The 17,833-nt window shown below is 69.4% G+C and carries 16 protein-coding genes; 15 read left to right on the top strand and 1 reads right to left on the bottom strand.

Annotation, left to right across the window (positions count from 1 at the left end; all coding sequences use genetic code 11):
- The first annotated feature begins 16 nt into the window (after window positions 1-16).
- Both arc and dop read left to right on the top strand, forming a co-directional pair.
- A complete protein-coding gene (gene arc / locus AA0005_RS10850) occupies window positions 17-1,654 on the top strand; it encodes a proteasome ATPase (RefSeq protein ID WP_413450181.1) in 1,638 nt (545 codons plus the stop codon).
- A gap of 13 nt (window positions 1,655-1,667) precedes the next feature.
- A complete protein-coding gene (dop, locus tag AA0005_RS10845) occupies window positions 1,668-3,245 on the top strand; it encodes a depupylase/deamidase Dop (RefSeq protein ID WP_413450180.1) in 1,578 nt (525 codons plus the stop codon).
- Window positions 3,246-3,495: 250 nt separating this feature from the next.
- Here the strand turns inward: dop and AA0005_RS10840 are convergent, their stop codons facing one another.
- Entirely contained in the window at window positions 3,496-4,110 is a 615-nt protein-coding gene (locus AA0005_RS10840; RefSeq protein WP_413450179.1) for a recombinase family protein, read from the bottom strand.
- Window positions 4,111-4,363: 253 nt separating this feature from the next.
- Between AA0005_RS10840 and AA0005_RS10835 the strand changes: the two genes are divergently transcribed.
- The 13 genes from AA0005_RS10835 (at window position 4,364) to nrdJ (ending at window position 17,833) form a co-directional block, all read left to right on the top strand.
- Window positions 4,364-4,594, top strand: coding sequence for a ribbon-helix-helix domain-containing protein (locus AA0005_RS10835; RefSeq protein WP_413450178.1), 231 nt, complete (start codon window positions 4,364-4,366; stop codon window positions 4,592-4,594).
- The gene (locus AA0005_RS10830; RefSeq protein WP_413450177.1) at window positions 4,584-4,928 is read left to right on the top strand and encodes a type II toxin-antitoxin system PemK/MazF family toxin; all 345 of its coding nucleotides are present in this window, start codon (window positions 4,584-4,586) and stop codon (window positions 4,926-4,928) included. The genes AA0005_RS10835 and AA0005_RS10830 overlap by 11 nt, the downstream gene beginning before the upstream one ends.
- 75 nt (window positions 4,929-5,003) lie before the next feature.
- Window positions 5,004-5,249, top strand: coding sequence for an AbrB/MazE/SpoVT family DNA-binding domain-containing protein (locus tag AA0005_RS10825; RefSeq protein ID WP_413450176.1), 246 nt, complete (start codon window positions 5,004-5,006; stop codon window positions 5,247-5,249).
- Window positions 5,246-5,626, top strand: coding sequence for a type II toxin-antitoxin system VapC family toxin (locus AA0005_RS10820; protein ID WP_413450175.1), 381 nt, complete (start codon window positions 5,246-5,248; stop codon window positions 5,624-5,626). Before AA0005_RS10825 ends, AA0005_RS10820 begins: the two co-directional genes overlap by 4 nt.
- Window positions 5,627-5,937: 311 nt before the next feature.
- A complete protein-coding gene (locus tag AA0005_RS10815; protein ID WP_413450174.1) occupies window positions 5,938-9,300 on the top strand; it encodes a hypothetical protein in 3,363 nt (1,120 codons plus the stop codon).
- A 111-nt stretch (window positions 9,301-9,411) separates the two neighbouring features.
- A complete protein-coding gene (locus tag AA0005_RS10810) occupies window positions 9,412-10,722 on the top strand; it encodes an ISL3 family transposase (protein WP_110854004.1) in 1,311 nt (436 codons plus the stop codon).
- A complete protein-coding gene (locus AA0005_RS10805; RefSeq protein ID WP_413450173.1) occupies window positions 10,719-11,084 on the top strand; it encodes a hypothetical protein in 366 nt (121 codons plus the stop codon). The genes AA0005_RS10810 and AA0005_RS10805 overlap by 4 nt, the downstream gene beginning before the upstream one ends.
- 587 nt (window positions 11,085-11,671) lie before the next feature.
- Window positions 11,672-11,869, top strand: a complete 198-nt coding sequence (locus AA0005_RS10800; RefSeq protein WP_413450172.1) for a ubiquitin-like protein Pup — start codon at window positions 11,672-11,674, stop codon at window positions 11,867-11,869.
- Window positions 11,866-13,248: a Pup--protein ligase gene (gene pafA, locus AA0005_RS10795; protein ID WP_413450171.1), complete on the top strand. Its 1,383-nt coding sequence runs from the start codon at window positions 11,866-11,868 to the stop codon at window positions 13,246-13,248. The genes AA0005_RS10800 and pafA overlap by 4 nt, the downstream gene beginning before the upstream one ends.
- Complete coding sequence (locus tag AA0005_RS10790; RefSeq protein ID WP_413450170.1) at window positions 13,248-14,126, top strand: FKBP-type peptidyl-prolyl cis-trans isomerase; 879 nt, start codon at window positions 13,248-13,250, stop codon at window positions 14,124-14,126. Before pafA ends, AA0005_RS10790 begins: the two co-directional genes overlap by 1 nt.
- 23 nt (window positions 14,127-14,149) lie before the next feature.
- Window positions 14,150-14,962, top strand: a complete 813-nt coding sequence (locus tag AA0005_RS10785) for a TIGR02569 family protein (protein ID WP_413450169.1) — start codon at window positions 14,150-14,152, stop codon at window positions 14,960-14,962.
- Between the two features lie 170 nt (window positions 14,963-15,132).
- Complete coding sequence (locus AA0005_RS10780; protein ID WP_413450168.1) at window positions 15,133-15,693, top strand: DUF6580 family putative transport protein; 561 nt, start codon at window positions 15,133-15,135, stop codon at window positions 15,691-15,693.
- A 25-nt stretch (window positions 15,694-15,718) separates the two neighbouring features.
- Window positions 15,719-17,833, top strand: coding sequence for a ribonucleoside-triphosphate reductase, adenosylcobalamin-dependent (nrdJ, locus tag AA0005_RS10775; RefSeq protein ID WP_413450167.1), 2,115 nt, complete (start codon window positions 15,719-15,721; stop codon window positions 17,831-17,833).

The following is a 17,833-nucleotide window of genomic DNA, read 5'->3' as shown; positions in this document are numbered from 1 at the left end:
CAGGGAAGGGGCCGAGATGGCCGAGGCTGGGATGGACGACTTCCGGGCGAACCGGGTGCGCGAGCTGGAGCAGCAGGCGATCAGCCTCGCGACGAAGAACGAGCGGCTCGCGACGGCGCTCCAGGGCGCCCGCGACCAGCTCGCCTCCCTCCAGGAGCAGCTCGACGCCCTCTCCCGCCCGCCGAGCAGCATCGCCACCGTCCTGTCGGTCCACGTCGCCGAGCGCGAGCTCGAGGTGCTGTCCTCCGGGCGCCGGCTGCGGGTGGCGGTCGCGCCGTCGCTGCCGCTCGGTGCGCTGCGGGCCGGCCAGCACGTGCGGCTCAACGAGTCGCTCGTCGCCGTCCAGGCGGGCGGCTTCGAGGACACCGGCGAGCTCGTGGCCGTCAAGGAGGTCGTCGACGACACCCGGGTGCTCGTCGTCGCCCGCTCCGACGACGAGCGCGTCCTGCGGATGTCGGCGCCGCTCGCCGCGGCCGGGGTGCGGGTCGGGGACACGCTACTCGCCGACCTGCGCAGCGGCTTCGCGCTCGAGCACGTCGAGCGCTCGGAGGTCGAGGACCTCCTCCTCGAGGAGACCCCGGACGTCGACTACGGCGACATCGGCGGCCTCGGTCCGCAGATCGAGCAGATCCGCGACGCCGTCGAGCTGCCCTTCCTCCACCCCGAGCTCTACCGCGAGCACGGCCTCAAGCCGCCCAAGGGCGTCCTCCTCTACGGCCCGCCCGGCTGCGGCAAGACGCTCATCGCCAAGGCCGTGGCCACCTCCCTCGCCGACGCCGCGGGCCAGGGGGACGGCCACCGGGCCGGCAGCTACTTCATCAACGTCAAGGGCCCCGAGCTCCTCAACAAGTACGTCGGCGAGACCGAGCGTCAGATCCGCGTGATCTTTGCCCGCGCTCGGGAGAAGGCGGCGCTCGGGCTGCCCGTCGTCGTCTTCTTCGACGAGATGGACTCGCTGTTCCGCACCCGCGGCACCGGCGTGTCCAGCGACGTCGAGACGACGATCGTCCCGCAGCTGCTCAGCGAGATCGACGGCGTGGAGAAGCTCGAGAACGTCGTCATCATCGGCGCCTCCAACCGCGAGGACATGATCGACCCCGCGATCCTGCGCCCCGGCCGCCTTGACGTGAAGATCAAGATCGAGCGCCCCGACGCCGACGGCGCGCGGCAGATCCTCGCCAAGTACCTCACCGCCGACCTGCCCATCCACCCCGAGGAGATCGAGCGTCACGGCGACGCCGCAGCCGCCGTCGCCGCGATGGCGGAGGCCGTCGTCGAGCGCCTGTACTCGACGACGCACGACAACCGCTTCCTCGAGGTCACCTACGCGAGCGGGGACAAGGAGGTCCTGTACTTCAAGGACTTCGCCTCCGGCGCGATGATGGCCAACATCGTCGACCGCGCGAAGAAGGCCGCGATCAAGGACCTCATCGCCACCGGCGAGCGGGGCCTGCGCACCTCGCACCTGCTCGCCGGCTACGCAGCCGAGATGCGGGAGAACGAGGACCTGCCCTCGACGACGAACCCCGACGACTGGGCGCGCGTGGCCGGCAAGAAGGGCGAGCGGATCGTCTTCATGCGCACTCTCGGCGGGTCCGGGGCCACCGAGGGGGCCGAGCCGACGCGGGTCGTGGAGACCCGCGACTACCTGTGAGCGGAGCGCGCCGATGACCGTGCGCCGGATGATGGGCATCGAGACCGAGTACGGGGTCCTGCAGCCCGGGCAGCCGATGGCCAACCCGATGGCTCTGTCGGCCGCCGTCGTCGTCGCGTACGCGCAGACGGTGGGCGAGGGGGCGACGGCGCGGTGGGACTACGAGGGGGAGGACCCGCTCGCCGACGCGCGCGGCTTCCGTCTCGACCGCGCCGCGGCGCACCCCGACCAGCTCACCGACTCCCCGGCCGAGCGCGCCGCCGCGCTGGGACGCTTCCACCGCCGTCGTCCCGGGGCGGGGGAGCCCGCCTCCGCGACGACGTCGCTCGTCCTCACCAACGGGGCGCGGCTGTACGTCGACCACGCCCACCCCGAGTACTCCAGCCCCGAGGTCACCGGCCCGCGCGACGCGGTGCGCTGGGACCGGGCGGGGGAGGAGGTCATGCGCCGCGCCGCCGCCGCGCTGGCCGCCGAGCCCGCGATGCCCGACGTCGCGCTCTACAAGAACAACGTCGACGGCAAGGGACAGTCCTACGGGACCCACGAGAACTACCTCACGGACCGGGCGGTGCCCTTCGGGGACGTCGTCCGCTACCTCACGCCCTTCCTCGTCACACGCCAGGTGTTCACCGGCGCCGGGCGGGTGGGCCTGGGGCAGCGCTCGGAGATCCCGGGCTTCCAGCTGTCCCAGCGCGCCGACTACATCGAGAACGACGTCGGCCTGGAGACCACGTTCAACCGGCCGATCATCAACACGCGCGACGAGCCGCACGCCGATGCCTCGCGCTACCGGCGCCTGCACGTCATCGTGGGGGACGCCAACCTCCTCGAGGTGGCGACCTGGCTCAAGCTCGCCACCACCTCCCTCGTGCTGTGGCTCCTCGAGCAGGACGCCGTGCCGCTGTCCCTGGACGCGATGGCGCTGGACGACGCCGTCGCCGAGACGCGGCTCGTCAGCCACGACACGACCCTCACCCACCGGCTCACGCTCGCCGACGGCCGGCAGATGACGGCGCTGGAGATCCAGCGCGTCTACCTCGACGTCATCCGGGAGCGGCTCGGCGACGACGTCGACGCCGAGACCCGCGCGGTCCTCGACCGCTGGGACTCCCTCCTCGCCCGGCTGGGGGAGGACCCGATGACCTGCGCGGCGGAGGTCGAGTGGGTGGCCAAGCTCCGGCTGCTCGAGGGGATGCGCCGCCGTGACGGGATCGGCTGGGACGACCCGCGCCTGGCGGCGCTCGACCTCCAGTGGTCCGACGTGCGCCCCGAGCGCAGCATCTACCAGCGGCTGGCCGCGTCCGGTGCTGTGGAGCTGTTGGTGAGTGCGGAGGCGGTCGACGAGGCGGTCCACGCCGCCCCGGTCGACACGCGCGCGTGGTTCCGCGGGGAGACGATCCGCCGCTACGGCTCTGGCGTCGCCGCCGCCGGGTGGGAGTCGGTGGTCCTCGACGTGCCCGGCGAGGAGCACCTCGTGCGCCTGCCCATGGCCGAGCCGGCGCGGGGCAGCCGCGAGCACGTGGGGGAGGCGCTGGACGCCAGCCCGGACGTCGCCGCGCTCCTCGAGGAGCTCCGCCGCCGCCACGGCTGACGCCCTCGTCATCGAGAGCCGACGTGTTCACCCGGGCGTCGAGCGGCTCTCCCCAGAGGCGGGCGCCATTGACATCGCTATCCGTGGAACGGTGGTTCACACCCAGGGCGGCATGACCGCTTCGCAAATGGGATCGGCAATCCGCAGGCACAACTCGTTTGTCCGCTTGTACACGGGCTGGCTTTCGAGGGAGACGCGCTTGACGGCGTCCCGGTGGTTGCCGGTTGCGGGACGCCGTCAAGGTGGGCGTTCAGCCCCGTGCCGATGCGGCGGCGAGTTCGGCCTCGGCCGCCATCCGTTGGCGTTGGATCGCACGGTAGACGGTGGACCGACCGATGCCGAACAGCTCGGCGACCTCCAGGGTGCTGTACTCGCCGCTGTGTACGAGCGACACGAGATGTGCTTCCTGTTTACGGCTGAGCTTGGGCTGCTTGCCCTTCAGCCGACCCTTGGCCTTCGCGACCTTCATTCCCTCGACCGTGCGCAGCCGGATCAGGTCGGACTCGAACTCCGCAACCATGGCGAGCACGTTGAACAGGAGACGACCAATGGCGTCGGTCGGGTCGTAGATGGACCCGCCGAGCGAGAGACTGATCTGTCGGGCGGTCAGTTCGTCCGCGATCGCCCGCGCATCGGGCAGGGACCGGGCCAGGCGGTCAAGCTTCGTCACCACCAGGGGGTCCCCAGCCCGACAGGCGGCCAGGGCCTCGCGCAGGCCCGGGCGTTCTCGGTCGGTGCCGGTCAGGCCGTGATCGACATAGATGCGCTCGGTCTCGACGCCGAGGCCGATCAGGGCAGCGCGTTGCGCTGTGAGGTCTTGCTGATCGGTGGAGCATCGGGCGTACCCGACATGCAGCGCGCTCATCGCGCACCTCCTAGCGATCGGCCCGATCCCACCGCGGGATGCGGCCGGCTCGAGCATCGGGCTCGGCGCCCGACTGATACAGCACGGCCCCGATAGATCACGGGCGCAAGGGGCACGCCGCTGCCAAGATCCGAAAGAACAGCCGGTGCACAGGACGCGCTCAACGCGCGTTCCGCGCGCCACCCCCGCGTCCCGTCGCCGGCAAACAACACGGGTCCGCTGGCAGTTGGTAGCACTGCGGTAGCATCAAGGTATGAAACTCAGCGTCAGTCTGCCGGACGAGGATGTGGCGATCCTCGACGAGTACGCCCGTACTGCCGGCCTGCCGTCGAGGTCAGCTGCGTTGCAACATGCCGTGCGAATGCTTCGCCTTCCCGGTTTGGAACAGGACTACGAAGCGGCATGGCAGGAGTGGCAGGATTCAGGCGATCAGGCCGCGTGGGACATGACCGCAGCCGAAGGGATCGCTGATATTGCGCGGTGAGATCCGGCTCGTCGATCTGGACCCCGTTCGCGGCAGTGAGGCCAACAGCCGCCGTCCTGCGGTGATCGTTAGCAACGATCGAGCGAACGCGACCGCGGCTCGACTCGGCCGCGGAGTGGTGACCGTGGTGCCCCTCACCAGCAACACCGACCGGATCTTCCCGTTTCAAACCCTCCTGCCTGCAGCCGCGACCGGCCTCCGGCAGGACTCCAAGGCCCAGGCCGAGCAAGTCCGCTCGATCGCAGTCGAGCGGCTCGGCGCTGTCATCGGACGAGCCCCTGCTGACGTCATGGCCCACCTCGACGACGCGCTTCGCCTCCACCTCCAGTTGTAGGCACCGGATCCCGGCAAGGGATCGTCAATCGGGAGGGTCTTGGCACAGTCACGCTTCCCGTGGCACGATTGGCGTATGAATGCCACGCTCGTTCTTGGGCAGCAGGGTCGTCTCGTCATTCCGGCCGAGGTGCGTTCCACGCTCGGACTTGCCCCCGGTGACCACTTGCACCTCCGCGTCGAAGGTCGACGAGTCGTACTCGAACGGCAGGAGGACGCAGTGGTGGAACTCCGAGGATTGGCATCTGAGGTCCCCAAGCAGCGTTCGCTGGTTGACGAACTGCTGACCGAGCGCCGTCTGGCGGCATCGAGGGCCGAGTGACAGTCCTCGACGCCTCGGCCGTCCTCGCTCTCGTACACGATGAGCCCGGTGCTGACTTGGTCGCCGCTGAGCTTGGTTCGGCGTCACTGGGCGCCGCCAATCTCGCTGAGGTGATCGGAAAGCTGGTCGACGTCGGAGTCGACGTCCGGCGAGTTCGCGGCCTCCTCGCTGCGGCAGGCGTCACCATCGAGCCGGTCCTGGAAGAGGACGCTGAGCTGGCGGGAGCGATTCGATCACTGGACGGAGGCAAGAACCTCTCGCTCGGAGATCGGTGTTGCCTCGCGTTGACAATCCGCAGCAACCCGGCTGAAGTCTTGACTGCCGATCGCGCGTGGGCAGATCTCGATCTCCCCATACGTGTACGCCTGATCCGATAGAGGATCCCTCACCGGAACCGCGCGCACCATGTCGGCGAAGGGGATGGCCGCGACGTCTGCCACAAGAGGATCGCAGTCCGAGCGGGCGTGCCGATTTCGGTGAGTAGGACGCCTCCAAGAATCTGGAGGACACCTGCCTCGCCGCATGGTGGGACGAACTAGCGCCAGCACAAAGAGCCGGCCATGTCCGTGGGCGCCTGTAGCGTCCTCCTTAGGACGCGGAAGCGAGCGTGGGCACGCTGCGCGCAAGGACGACTAGGAGATCGGCCGGTGATCGCAGCGCCGTCTCGAGAGAACGGGGTTGGACCGAGATGAACCAGGACATTTCTGCGCTTCCGACCGCGCCGGCATCGAGGACTCTGACGCCGCTCTCGTCGGGCTACCAGGAAGCTGAACATGGCGCGTATGCTCGGTACCTCACGGCCGGACTCCGAGAGCCCAAGGTGTTCAACATCGCTCTCACCGGCGGCTACGGCTCGGGCAAGTCCAGCGTCATCGAAAATATAGAGAACTCCGAGAATTTCAAGGTTCTCAACGTCGCCATCTCCAGTCTCGGGAACGACCTCGGAGAGCCCGGATCGCCAATGAAGGGAGCCGACGAGGGCGCGGACCTGACCAACCGCATCGAGAAGGCGATCGTCAAGCAGTTGCTCTACCGCGAGGCTCCGGAGAAGCTTCCTGCCTCAGATTTCCACCGGCTCTCTAAGTTCCCGCTCGGGCGGGCGATGCTGACGTCGGCGGCAGGGATCGTCGGCGCGGTGGCCGTGCCGGTTCTCCTGGGATGGGACCCTGACCTACTCGGGCAGGGCGCACAGGAATGGGTCACCGGCGCCGTCGCCATCGGTATCGGCACGGTCGGGCTGACAGCTATGCGTGCGTTCCTGCACCAGAAGTTCTCAGTCAGCCAGCTGTCGGCTGCCGGTGCTTCCGTCACTCTCGCGCGGCGGCCCACCAGCTACTTCGACAAGTACCTGGCCGAGATCGTGTACTTCTTCGAAGCGACTGACTACGACGTGGTCGTGTTCGAGGACCTCGACCGGTTCGAGAACCCCGGCATTTTTGAGGCGCTGCGCGAGCTGAACACGCTCCTGAACGAGTCCGACCAGGTGGGTCGCAAGGTGCGGTTCGTGTACGCCGTCCGAGACAGCGTCTTCGAGAAGCTCGGCCGAGACCCCGACCCGACTGACTCCGTTGAAAAGGTTGAAGAGGAGGCGTCGTCCGGTAGCAGTGGCGTTGCGGCTGCCCCCAACTCGCAGGGTGATGTAGACGCGGCGCAGGCGGAGGTCGAACGAGCCAACCGCACCAAATTCTTCGACCTGGTCATCCCGCTCGTCCCGTTCATCACGCACCGTTCCGCGCACGAACTTCTCGCTCAGCTTTTTCCCAAAGGGGAAGCGCACCGCCCAAGCGACGAGCTGATCGACCGTGTTGCCAGGCACGTCCCGGACATGCGGATGCTGAAGAACATACGCAACGAATACTGTGTGTTCTCCGAACAGCTCCTCGTGATGGGCAAGGGTGCCCCGGACCTGAGCCCGGACACCTTGCTGTCGTTGGTGCTGTACAAGCAATTCCATCTGGCCGACTTCGAGAAGATCGTCCACGGCCGGAGCGATCTCGACATCCTGTATAAGGCGTACCGGGCGACTATCAACGATTCCATCCGCGACGCCGACGACCAACTCCGGGCTCTCGACTCCGCCGACGCGGTCAACTCGGCAGCTCAGACGCGCGCCGAAGAACTGGGCGCGCGGTTCAACGAACTTGTCGACGTAGCCCGAGCTGACCGGAAGTTGCTGTCAATCGCGGCCGGTGACACCGACTTTGGCACACAAGTGACCGACTGGCTGAAGTTCTGGCGCCAGGCAGCAGCGGACGGCTCTATCACGGTCACGGTCAACCGGCAGGGGTACGCCAACTCGCCCCAGCCGCTCGAGTTCAAGACCGCGATGCTCGAGCGGCTTCTGGACCACTCGCTGACGGTCGACGCTTTCGACACCTGGGCGACAGCGTCGGTCGAGGAGCAGCGCCGGAAGCACCGAGCCAACCGGGACTTCCTCCGAGGCGCGTCTATGGCGAAGCTCAACGGCCGCACCGAGTTCACTGAACGCGACACCGGCCTGCCCCTCGCTAACGTCGTCGGCAAGCTGAAATCAAAGCTGGCCCGCGAACTGGTCCGAGAGGGGGACATCGACCACAACTTCACCCTCTACGTCGGCCAGTTCTACGGCAACAGGCTCAGCAAGGACGTCCAGACGTTCATTCTGCGCAACGTTGACACCAATACTCCCGACGCGAACTACCAGCTCAAGCCCGACGAGGTTGTCTCACTCCTCGCTGAAGCGGGACCGCGATGCTTAAGAGGGGCCAGCGCTTACAACGTCTCCATCTTGGACCACCTCCTCGAGCAGCACGACCCACAGGCTGACTTCATCCTCGACCGTCTGGCCGGCTTTGGGGAGGCGGAGCAGTCGTTCGTCGAGACTTATCTGTCGAATGGCGCGCACCCGGATCTGCTGTCGGCCGGCTTGGCACGCAGATGGCCGCACACTCTCGTGTACCTCGCACACGAAGCACAACTCGAGGCCGGCCGGCGCGTGACCTACGTCGACGCCGCTCTCAGGGCCCTGAGCTCCGAAATCTCCTACGACACCGCACCTGCGCTCGGCGAGTTCTTGGCGACGAACTACGCAGCCATGGCGTCCTACATCGGCGAGCTTCAGCGGACGCAGGTGCACACAATCGTCAACGTGACGCGGGAGTCTGGTGCCAGCATTGCCGACCTCTCGGCCCTGCACTCCACCATGCTGAGCGCCATCGTGGAATCCGACCTGTACCCACTCACAGCAACGAACCTCCGTGTCGCCATCGGCGACGCGCCGTCCATCGCCCTAGATCGTATGCAGGGTGACTCGGCGCTCTACGAGGACTGCCTCGAACAGCCTGCAGCGTTTCTGGCGGCGGTTGCGGACGACGACGCAACCAACTTCACCATCGACGAACCCCAGCACTTCGCCGCCATCTTGGGTGACGTGGCTGACCGCTGGGACGCACAGCACATCGAGGCGCTGATCGAGGATTCTTCGCCAACCTGCGAGGTCACCCGTCTGGCGGAAGCTCCCAAGGAGACGTGGGCCCCCTTGGCGAAGCATCACCGGTTCCCTGCCACCATCACAAACATCGAGGACTACCGCGCCGAGCACGGTATCGACGACGCCCTCGGGGACCTGCTGGCCGCCGCCGAAACTCTCGAGGTCAACGACGAGGCTGCCCAGAGTGACCTGCGCGCCCTGGCCGCAGCGCTCCTGAACTCGCCTACCGCCATTCCGGACCCCGCCCACCGGGTCCGGCTGGCTCAGAGCCTAGGCCTTGCTGACCCGCTCGAACCGTCCGACGTGCCCGCAGAGGCGGGACGACTGCTCTCGTTGCTTCTGGCCGCCGGGTTGCTCGCCGACACTGCGGAGACCTTCGCCCGGTTCGCCACGACCGACTGGGCCACCATCGAGTCCGCCATGACGACGTCTGCAGCCTTCGGCGAGAACCTGTCGCCCGCGATTCTGCCCGGGCCGCTGGTGAAGGACTTCCTTCTCAGCACCGCTGTGTCCGAGGAACTGAAGGCCGTCGTCCTCAGCCGGTCTGCGGAGTTTATCGGCTCTTCCGGAATGAGGGTGTAGAGGCGGTGTCGGCCGGGCGCCCAGCGCGAAGTGGCGTGTCGGGGGCCGGGTAGGGGTCGAGGTCTTCCGATGATGGGGGTTCCTACGCCAACCCATCGGGAAGACCTCGACGTGTCTGACGCTACCTTCGCTCGCCCTGACCTGACCACGTTCGCACGCCTGGACGAGCTCGGCCTCGAAGTCATCGGGCAGCGGCTCGAGCCGGATCGCGCGGTCCTGGCATGCCGAGTCGTGGAGCCCGATGAGTGGTGCCGGCGCTGCGGCTGCGAGGGCGTCGCGCGTGACACCGTCACCCGTGAGCTCGCGCACGAGCCGCTGGGTTGGCGGCCCACGACGCTGCTGCTCACCGTGCGCCGCTACCGGTGCACCGGGTGCGGACATGTCTGGCGCCAAGACACCGGTGCGGCGGCCGAGCCGCGAGCCAAGCTCTCGCGCCGGGCTCTGCGGTGGGCGCTGGAGGGCATCGTGTGCCAGCACCTGAGCGTGGCCCGCATCGCCGAGGCGTTGGCGGTCTCGTGGGACACCGCCAACGCCGCGGTGCTGGCCGAAGGGCGCCGAGTCCTGATCGAGGACCCGACCCGGTTCGACGGCGTGAGGGCTATCGGTGTCGACGAACACGTGTGGCGCCACACCCGCCGCGGGGACAAGTACGTCACCGTCATCATCGACCTCACCGGCATCCGCGACGGGACCGGCCCCTCCCGGCTGCTCGACATGGTTGAGGGCCGCTCCAAGCAGGCGTTCAAGACTTGGCTCGCCGACCGCCCGCAGGCCTGGCGCGACGGCGTCGAAGTCGTCGCGATGGACGGCTTCACCGGGTTCAAGACGGCGACCGTCGAAGAGCTACCTGAAGCCGTCGCGGTCATGGACCCCTTCCACGTCGTCCGCCTGGCCGGGGACGCTCTGGACCAGTGCCGCCGCCGCGTCCAGCAAGACATCCATGGCCACCGCGGCCGCAAAGGCGACCCGCTCTACGCCGCCCGCCGCACCCTGCACACCGGCGCCGACCTGCTCACCCAGAAGCAGACCACGCGGATCGAGGCGCTGTTCACCGGTGAGGACCACGTCCAAGTAGAGGTCACCTGGGCCGTCTACCAGCGCATGATCTCCGCCTACCGCGAGCCCGACCGGGCCAAAGCACGTGACCTGATGACCCGCCTGATCGACTCCCTGAGCGGCGGTGTCCCGGCGCCCATGACCGAGCTCCGCACCCTCGGCCGCACGCTCAAGCGTCGCGCCGCCGACGTCCTGGCCTACTTCGATCGCCCCGGCACGTCCAACGGCCCCACCGAAGCCATGAACGGACGCCTCGAGCACCTACGCGGGTCCGCCCTCGGCTTCCGCAATCTCACGAACTACATCGCCCGATCACTCCTCGAGGTCGGCGGATTCAGACCTCGACTACACCCTGGATTCGGATGAGCCAGTTTATCGAGCCGGGTGACACGTCCACGTGGCAAGTGGCTGCGGAATCCCACCTCGATTTCGACGCGAAGGTGAGCGCCTCAACGCTCCAGATGTTCACAGGGGTCGGGATTTCGGCAGAGACCGTCGTCAAACTCGCAGAACGTTACCTGGACGGGGGAGGCGACGGCACGCAGGTCCTAACGGCCCTCGCCGGGATTGGCGGGCCGTACTCGGCCCTCGCCGGAGTATCCGGTGGGACAGCCGAACTTCCGTACGAGCTGAACAAGCCCCTCTTCGAGCGCCTTCGCACATCCCGCGTTGTCGCTAGGGCGCACCGGGGTATGAAGCGGGGCAGCCTCATTGTAGTGCTCAGGTGATTCCCAGGGATTTCGACCATCGACTCGAGTTCTTCTCGGTCTCGGATAGCACCGCACCCGGAGGCGTGGGGGCTCAACACCGGACCGCGCAGTGATGTCCGGCTGCGCCCCACAGCATCTGACGCGTCCTAGACGTGCTGTCTCACGACGTTTTGGCGCGACGTGATATTGCAGCGCCATGAGCGATCATGCGAGGACGGACTGCCAGCGGCGTGCGCGGCTACGGCTAGCGAGTGTGCATAGGGACGGCGCTGAGTCCACACGCGCCGCTCTTGATCACCGCCTGGTGATCGGCAGATTTGACGTCCCGTAAGCCGAACCCCTACCGAAGTTGCACACCTCGACCTGCGGCGAGAGTCCGCTGGTGGCGCCGCCTGTCCGCAAGACCCGTCCGGTGGCTGTTCCGGTGAAGGGGGCCTGAGCAACACGCTTCGACCGACCCTTGTCGACAGCTAGCGGCTGTTCCGTTGGCCGCTCAGAACCGCACCGACCGAAGCGCACCCGACGTGACCACCATGGACCCCGCTGCTCGCACAACCGCCGGCGCGAACTAGGATCGACGGGTAGTCGAGAAGGAGGCAGCCACCATGGCCCGTCAGGAGCAGCAGCGCCGGAGCGAGCGCGAGTCGGAGGAGCCGACGCCGCCGCCGCTGCCCGCGCCCACCGGGGCGAGCGCGCAGGCGCAGGCCGCCGAGCTGGACGACCTCCTCGGGGAGATCGACTCCGTCCTCGAGACGAACGCCGAGTCCTTCGTGCGCGGGTTCGTGCAGAAGGGCGGGCAGTGAGCCTCGCTCCCCGCATCGTCGGCATCGAGACCGAGTACGGGATCACCGTCGACGGCGCGCGCCGTCCGGAGAGTGGCCCGCCGATCGGTGCCGACGAGGCCGCCCGCTACCTCTTCCGCAAGGTGGTCGAGTGGGGGCGCTCGTCCAACGTCTTCCTCCGCAACGGCGGCCGGCTCTACCTCGACGTCGGCTCCCACCCCGAGTACGCGACGGCGGAGTGCGACGACGTGCGCGACGTCGTCGTCCAGGACCGTGCCGGTGAGGCCATCCTCGTCGACCTCGCCGAGGACGCGACCGCTCGCCTGGCCGAGGAGGGCATCGGCGGGCGCGTCCACCTGCTGAAGAACAACGTCGACTCCGAGGGCAACGCCTTCGGCTGCCACGAGAACTACCTCCTGCGCAGGCGCCGCGACTTCCAGCGGACCGTCGACCAGCTCGTCCCCTTCTTCGTCACCCGCCAGATCCTCACCGGCGCCGGCGCCGTGCGGCAGACCGCCGGCGGCGCCGCGTACTGCTTCTCCCAGCGCTCGGAGCACCTGTGGGACGCGATGAGCTCGGCGACCACCCGCTCCCGGCCCATCATCAACTCCCGCGACGAGCCGCACGGGGACCCCGACCTCTACCGCCGCCTCCACGTCATCTCCGGTGACTCCTCCGTCGCCGAGACGACGACGCTTCTCAAGCTCGGCATGACCGCCCTGCTCCTCGACCTCGTCGAGTCCGGCGGCCGCCTCGACGACCTCCTCCTCGTCGACCCGATGCGCTCCATCCGTGACGTCTCCCGCGACCTCACCGCCACCACGCCGCTCGAGCTCGTCTCCGGCCGGCGGCGCAGCGCGCTGGAGATGCAGGAGGAGTACCTCGAGCGCGTCCTTGCACACACCTCCGGGATGCCCCTGCGACCCGTCGAGCAGCAGGTCCTCGAGCTGTGGGAGCGCGGCCTGCGCGCTCTGCGCACCGGGGACCACTCGCTCGTCGACACCGAGCTCGACTGGGCCATCAAGGAGCGGCTCCTCGAGCGCTACCGGACCGGCAGCGGCGCGGGCCTCGCCGACGTCCGCGTCCAGCGCCTCCTCCTCGCCTACCACGACATCTCGCCCACCGACGGCCTGGCCGACAAGCTGCGCGCCCGCGGCCTCATGGCGCGCGTCGCCACGGACGAGGAGATCACCGCCGCCCGGACGACGCCGCCGCAGACCACCCGCGCCAAGCTGCGCGGGGACTTCGTCGCCGCCGCGCAGGAGCGCCGCCGCGACCACACCGTCGACTGGGTGCACCTCAAGCTCAACGACGCCACCCAGCACACCGTCCTGTGCAAGGACCCCTTCGCCAGCAGCGACGAGCGTGTCGCCGCCCTGATCGCCGCGATGGAGGCCTGATGCTCCGCCGTCGTCCCGTCCGCGCCCTCGTGGCCGCCCTCCTGGCGGCCCTCGTCCTCGCCGGCTGCTCCGCCGAGCCGGAGGAGCCCGTCGAGGAGCCCGTCATCTCCGTCACCGGCGCCTTCGGCCGCCCGCCCGTCGTCTCCTTCGACACCCCGCTCGAGATGACCGAGGAGGAGACCGAGGTCCTCATCGAGGGGGAGGGCCGCCACCTGCGCGACGGCGGCCCCGCCCTCCTTGCGCTCAGCGCCTACGACGGCGCCACCGGCGAGCCGCTGCCCGACCGTGGCACCGGCGCGGCGCGCACCCTGCTCCTCACCCCCGAGCAGGTGGGGGAGGAGGTCCACCCGCTCCTCGTCGACGTCCCCGAGGGCACCCGCCTCCTCGTCACCCAGCCGGTGAGCGCCGACAACGGCGAGCGGATGCTCGTCCTCGTCATCGACGTCCTCCACACGGTCGCGCAGGGGGAGGAGCTTCCCCCCGAGGAGGGGATGCCGACCGTCGCACAGCAGGACGACGGCGTCGCCATCACCCTGCCCGACGCCGAGCCGCCGTCGTCGCTCGAGGTCAGCACCGTCATCCGCGGCTCCGGCCACCAGGTCGCGCCCGGCCAGGCGATCACCGTCCAGTACCAGGCGGTCACCTGGCCCGGCGGCGACATCTACGACTCGACGTGGGCCGACGGCCAGGTGCCGCGCACCATCCTCGTCGACGACACCTTCACCGGCCTGCGCGACGGGCTCGTCGACCAGGCGGTCGGCTCGCGCGTGGTCGTCGTCGTGCCGCCCGCGCTCGGCAACGGCACCCAGACGCTCGTCTTCGCCGTCGACATCCTCGCGGCTTCCGACGTCGAGGAGCAGGAGTCCGAGGAGAGCTGAGCCTGCCGCCGACGGGAGGAACCGTGGAGGAGCCACCGGCCGGAGTGCTCGCGGCCTTCGGCGCGTCTGCGGCGCCCGCGCCCCTGCCCGGCGGGCAGCACCAGGTGTGGCGGTCGGGGCACCTCGTCCTCAAGCCGCTGGACGTGTCGCTCGAGGAGCTGCGCTGGCGGGCCGCCGTGCTCGCCGACCTCGACGGTGCCCCGGGCCTGCGCGTCGCACCGCCCGTGCTCTCGGCGGACGGCGGGCTCGTGGTCGACGGCTGGACCGCGTGGCGCTACGAACCGGGCTCACCGCCGCGCGCGGACCAGTACGAGCAGGTCGTCGCTGCCGGGCGCGTGCTCCACCGCCACCTCGCCGACCTCCCGCGGCCCGCCTTCCTTGACGGCCACGACCACCCGTGGGCGGTGGCCGACCGCGTCGCCTGGGCCGAGCAGGACGTGGACGACGACGGCGGCCGCCTCCCTCACGTCCGCACCCTCCTCGAGGCCCGGCGGCCGCTCGCGCTGCCCGCGCAGCTCGTCCACGGCGACCTCACCGACAACGTCCACCTCCACCCGGACCTGGCGCCGCTGGTCCTCGACCTCACCCCGTACTGGCGTCCGCCGTCGTACGCAACGGCGGTGGTCGTGGCCGACGCCGTCGTCTTCCGCGGTGCGGGGCGCGACCTCGTCGACCGCGTCCGGGATGAGGAGGGCGCGCACTTCCCGCAGCTGCTCGTGCGGGCGCTGCTCTTCCGGGCGGTGGCCGACCACCTCCTCGCGCCCGACAAGGACCCGCAGTGGCCCGACTGGTTCGGTCCGGCCGCGCGCTACGCCGCGGAGATTGCCAGGGGCTGAGGCCGTACCGCGGCCGCGGCCCGACACGCCGGGGGCGGACGAGCGTAGAGATGACGCGGTTCTCGCCGCACGCTTCGACCACAACATCTTGGGGTGAATATTCACGATTACCCCTAGGGGTAGTGTCGGGAGCGACCCGAACCACACTGCTGTCATTTCCGGAGGAAGGCATGCACACCGTGCTGAAGTACGCCGTCGTCGCCCTGCTGGCCGTCGCCTCGGTCGCGTGGCGTGACTACAACCTCAACACCTTCCTCGCGCCCGGCGTCGAGCTCGTCACGGTCCTTGCCGTCGTCAGCGCGATCCTGCTGCCGCGCACGCTGGCGATCGCCGTCCCGCTCCTGACGGTCGCCGTCGGGGACGTCCTCCTCGGCTCCCACTCGGTGATCTTCCTGTACGTCTGGGGCGCCTGGGTCGCCATCGCCGCCGGTGCGCTCGTCATGCGCCGCGCCCGCTCCGCCCGCTCGACGGCGCTCGTCGGGATGGGCGTCGGCGCCGGCTCCTCCACGCTCTTCTTCCTCGTGACGAACTTCGGCACCTGGATGCTGGGGCGGGGGGAGTGGGTCGCCGACTCCGCGGCCGGCCTGCTGTCGACCTACGTCATGGGCCTGCCCTTCTACCTCTACCCGCTGCTCGCGAACGTCGTCCTCGTCCCGGCCGCCGCCGTCGCCGCCCACGCCCTGCGCGCGTACCAGGACGCTCCCGCGCCCGCCCTGCAGCCCGCCCGCTGACCGCCCCGAGACGAAGGCGCACACCATGCTCTCCTTCCAGCTCCCCGACTCCTTCGTCGCCCCGTACGCCGAGCGCACCGTGCCGTGGGGGTACGCCGACGCCGCCGGCAACTCCCTGGGCGAGATCACCTTCCTGCGCACCTACTCCCGCCAGCGCGAGGACGGCACCAAGGAGCGCTGGCACGAGGTCTGCCGGCGCGTCGTCGAGGGGATGTTCTCCATCCTCAAGGACCACACGACCGGCCGCCGGCTCCCGTGGGACGAGGCCGCAGCCCAGCAGACCGCGCAGGACACCTACGAGCGGCTCTTCGAGCTCAAGTGGACCCCGCCCGGCCGCGGCCTGTGGGTCATGGGCACGCCGCTGGTCAACTCGCTGGGCAACTCCGCCCCGCTGCAGAACTGCGCCTTCGTCTCCACCGACGACATGACGGCCCAGCAGCCCTCCGCGCCCTTCACCTTCCTCATGGAGGCCTCGATGCTCGGGGTGGGTGTCGGCTTCGACACCGCCGGCGCGCGCCAGGGCTTCACGATCCACGACCCCGTCGTCCACGAGTCCCAGGAACCCTTCGCGCTCGACGGCGAGGGCCGGGCACTCCCGCCCGTGGTCGACGCCGGCACGCCCGTCTTCGTCATCCCCGACACCCGCGAGGGCTGGGTCGAGTCGACGGCCATGGTCATCGACGCCTTCCTCCGCGGTGACGCGCTGCCGGTGCTCGACTACTCCGCGATCCGCCCCAGGGGCGTCCCGATCCGCACCTTCGGCGGCACCGCGGCCGGCCCCGAGCCGCTCCACCGCCTCCACACCGCGCTGCGCAAGGTCTTCGCCGGCCGCGGCGGCCAGGCGCTGACCACCCGCGACATCGCCGACGTCGGCAACCTCATCGGCGTGTGCGTCGTGGCGGGCAACGTCCGCCGCTCGGCCGAGATCCTCCTCGGGGAGATCGACGACCCCGACTTCCTCGACCTCAAGAACCCCGAGGTCTTCCCCGAGCGCAACTCCTACGACCCGGCGCAGCCGGGCTGGGCGTGGATGTCGAACAACTCCGTCGTCGTCGAGAGCGGGACCGACCTCGCGCCCCTCACCGGCGCGATCGCGCGCAACGGGGAGCCCGGCGTCATCTGGATCGACACGACCCGCAACTTCGGCCGCCTCTCCGACCCGGCCGACTACCGCGACTGGCGGGTCAAGGGCTACAACCCCTGCGCCGAGCAGCCGCTGGAGTCCTTCGAGTGCTGCACGCTCGTGGAGACCTTCCCCTCCCGTGCCAGCTCCAAGGAGGACTACCTCGCCACCCTCAAGGTCGCCTTCCTCTACGGCAAGGCGGTCACGCTGCTGCCCACGCACTGGGAGCGGACCAACGCCGTCATGCAGCGCAACCGGCGGGTGGGCACCTCGATGTCCGGCATCGCCGACTTCGCCGACAACCACGGCCTGGACACGGTGCAGGAGTGGATGGACCAGGGCTACCGGCTCGTGCGGGCGTGGGACACCGAGCTCTCCGAGACGCTCGCCGTGCGCGAGTCGATCAGGACGACGACGGTCAAGCCGTCCGGCACCGTGAGCATCGTCGCGGGCGTCTCGCCAGGCGTGCACTGGGCACCCGGCGGCACCTACTTCAACCGGGCGATCCGCTTCCGCAACGAGGACCCGCTCGTCACGCTGTTCCGGGCCGCCGGGTACCGGGTCGAGCCGGCCGTGGAGGACCCCGAGGGCACCTCGGTCATCTTCTTCCCGGTGAAGTCGGCCGCGCGCCGCTCGGAGAAGGACGTCTCCCTGCGGGAGAAGGCCGAGCTCGCCGCCCTGGCCCAGGCGTACTGGTCGGACAACTCGGTGTCCGTCACGCTGTCCTTCGACCCCGAGACCGAGGGGGAGCAGGTGGGCGAGGTCCTCCGGGACTTCTCCGGCCGGCTCAAGACGGCGTCGTTCCTGCCGCAGGGCAACTTCGTCTACCCGCAGATGCCCTACACGCAGATCACCGCCGAGGAGTACGAGGCCGCCACCGCGTCGCTCATCCCCGCCTTCCTCGACGCCGTGTACGACGGCGACATGGAGACGATCGACGCGATCGGCGAGGCCTTCTGCGACACCGGGGACTGCGAGCTCGACGAGATCAAGATCAACGCCGAGTTCGCCTCCTGA

This window comes from Georgenia phoenicis, assembly GCF_047302425.1.
GTDB lineage: Bacteria > Actinomycetota > Actinomycetes > Actinomycetales > Actinomycetaceae > Oceanitalea.
Note: the sequence above shows the minus strand (reverse complement) of the source record. Positions and strands in the feature narration are given on the sequence as shown.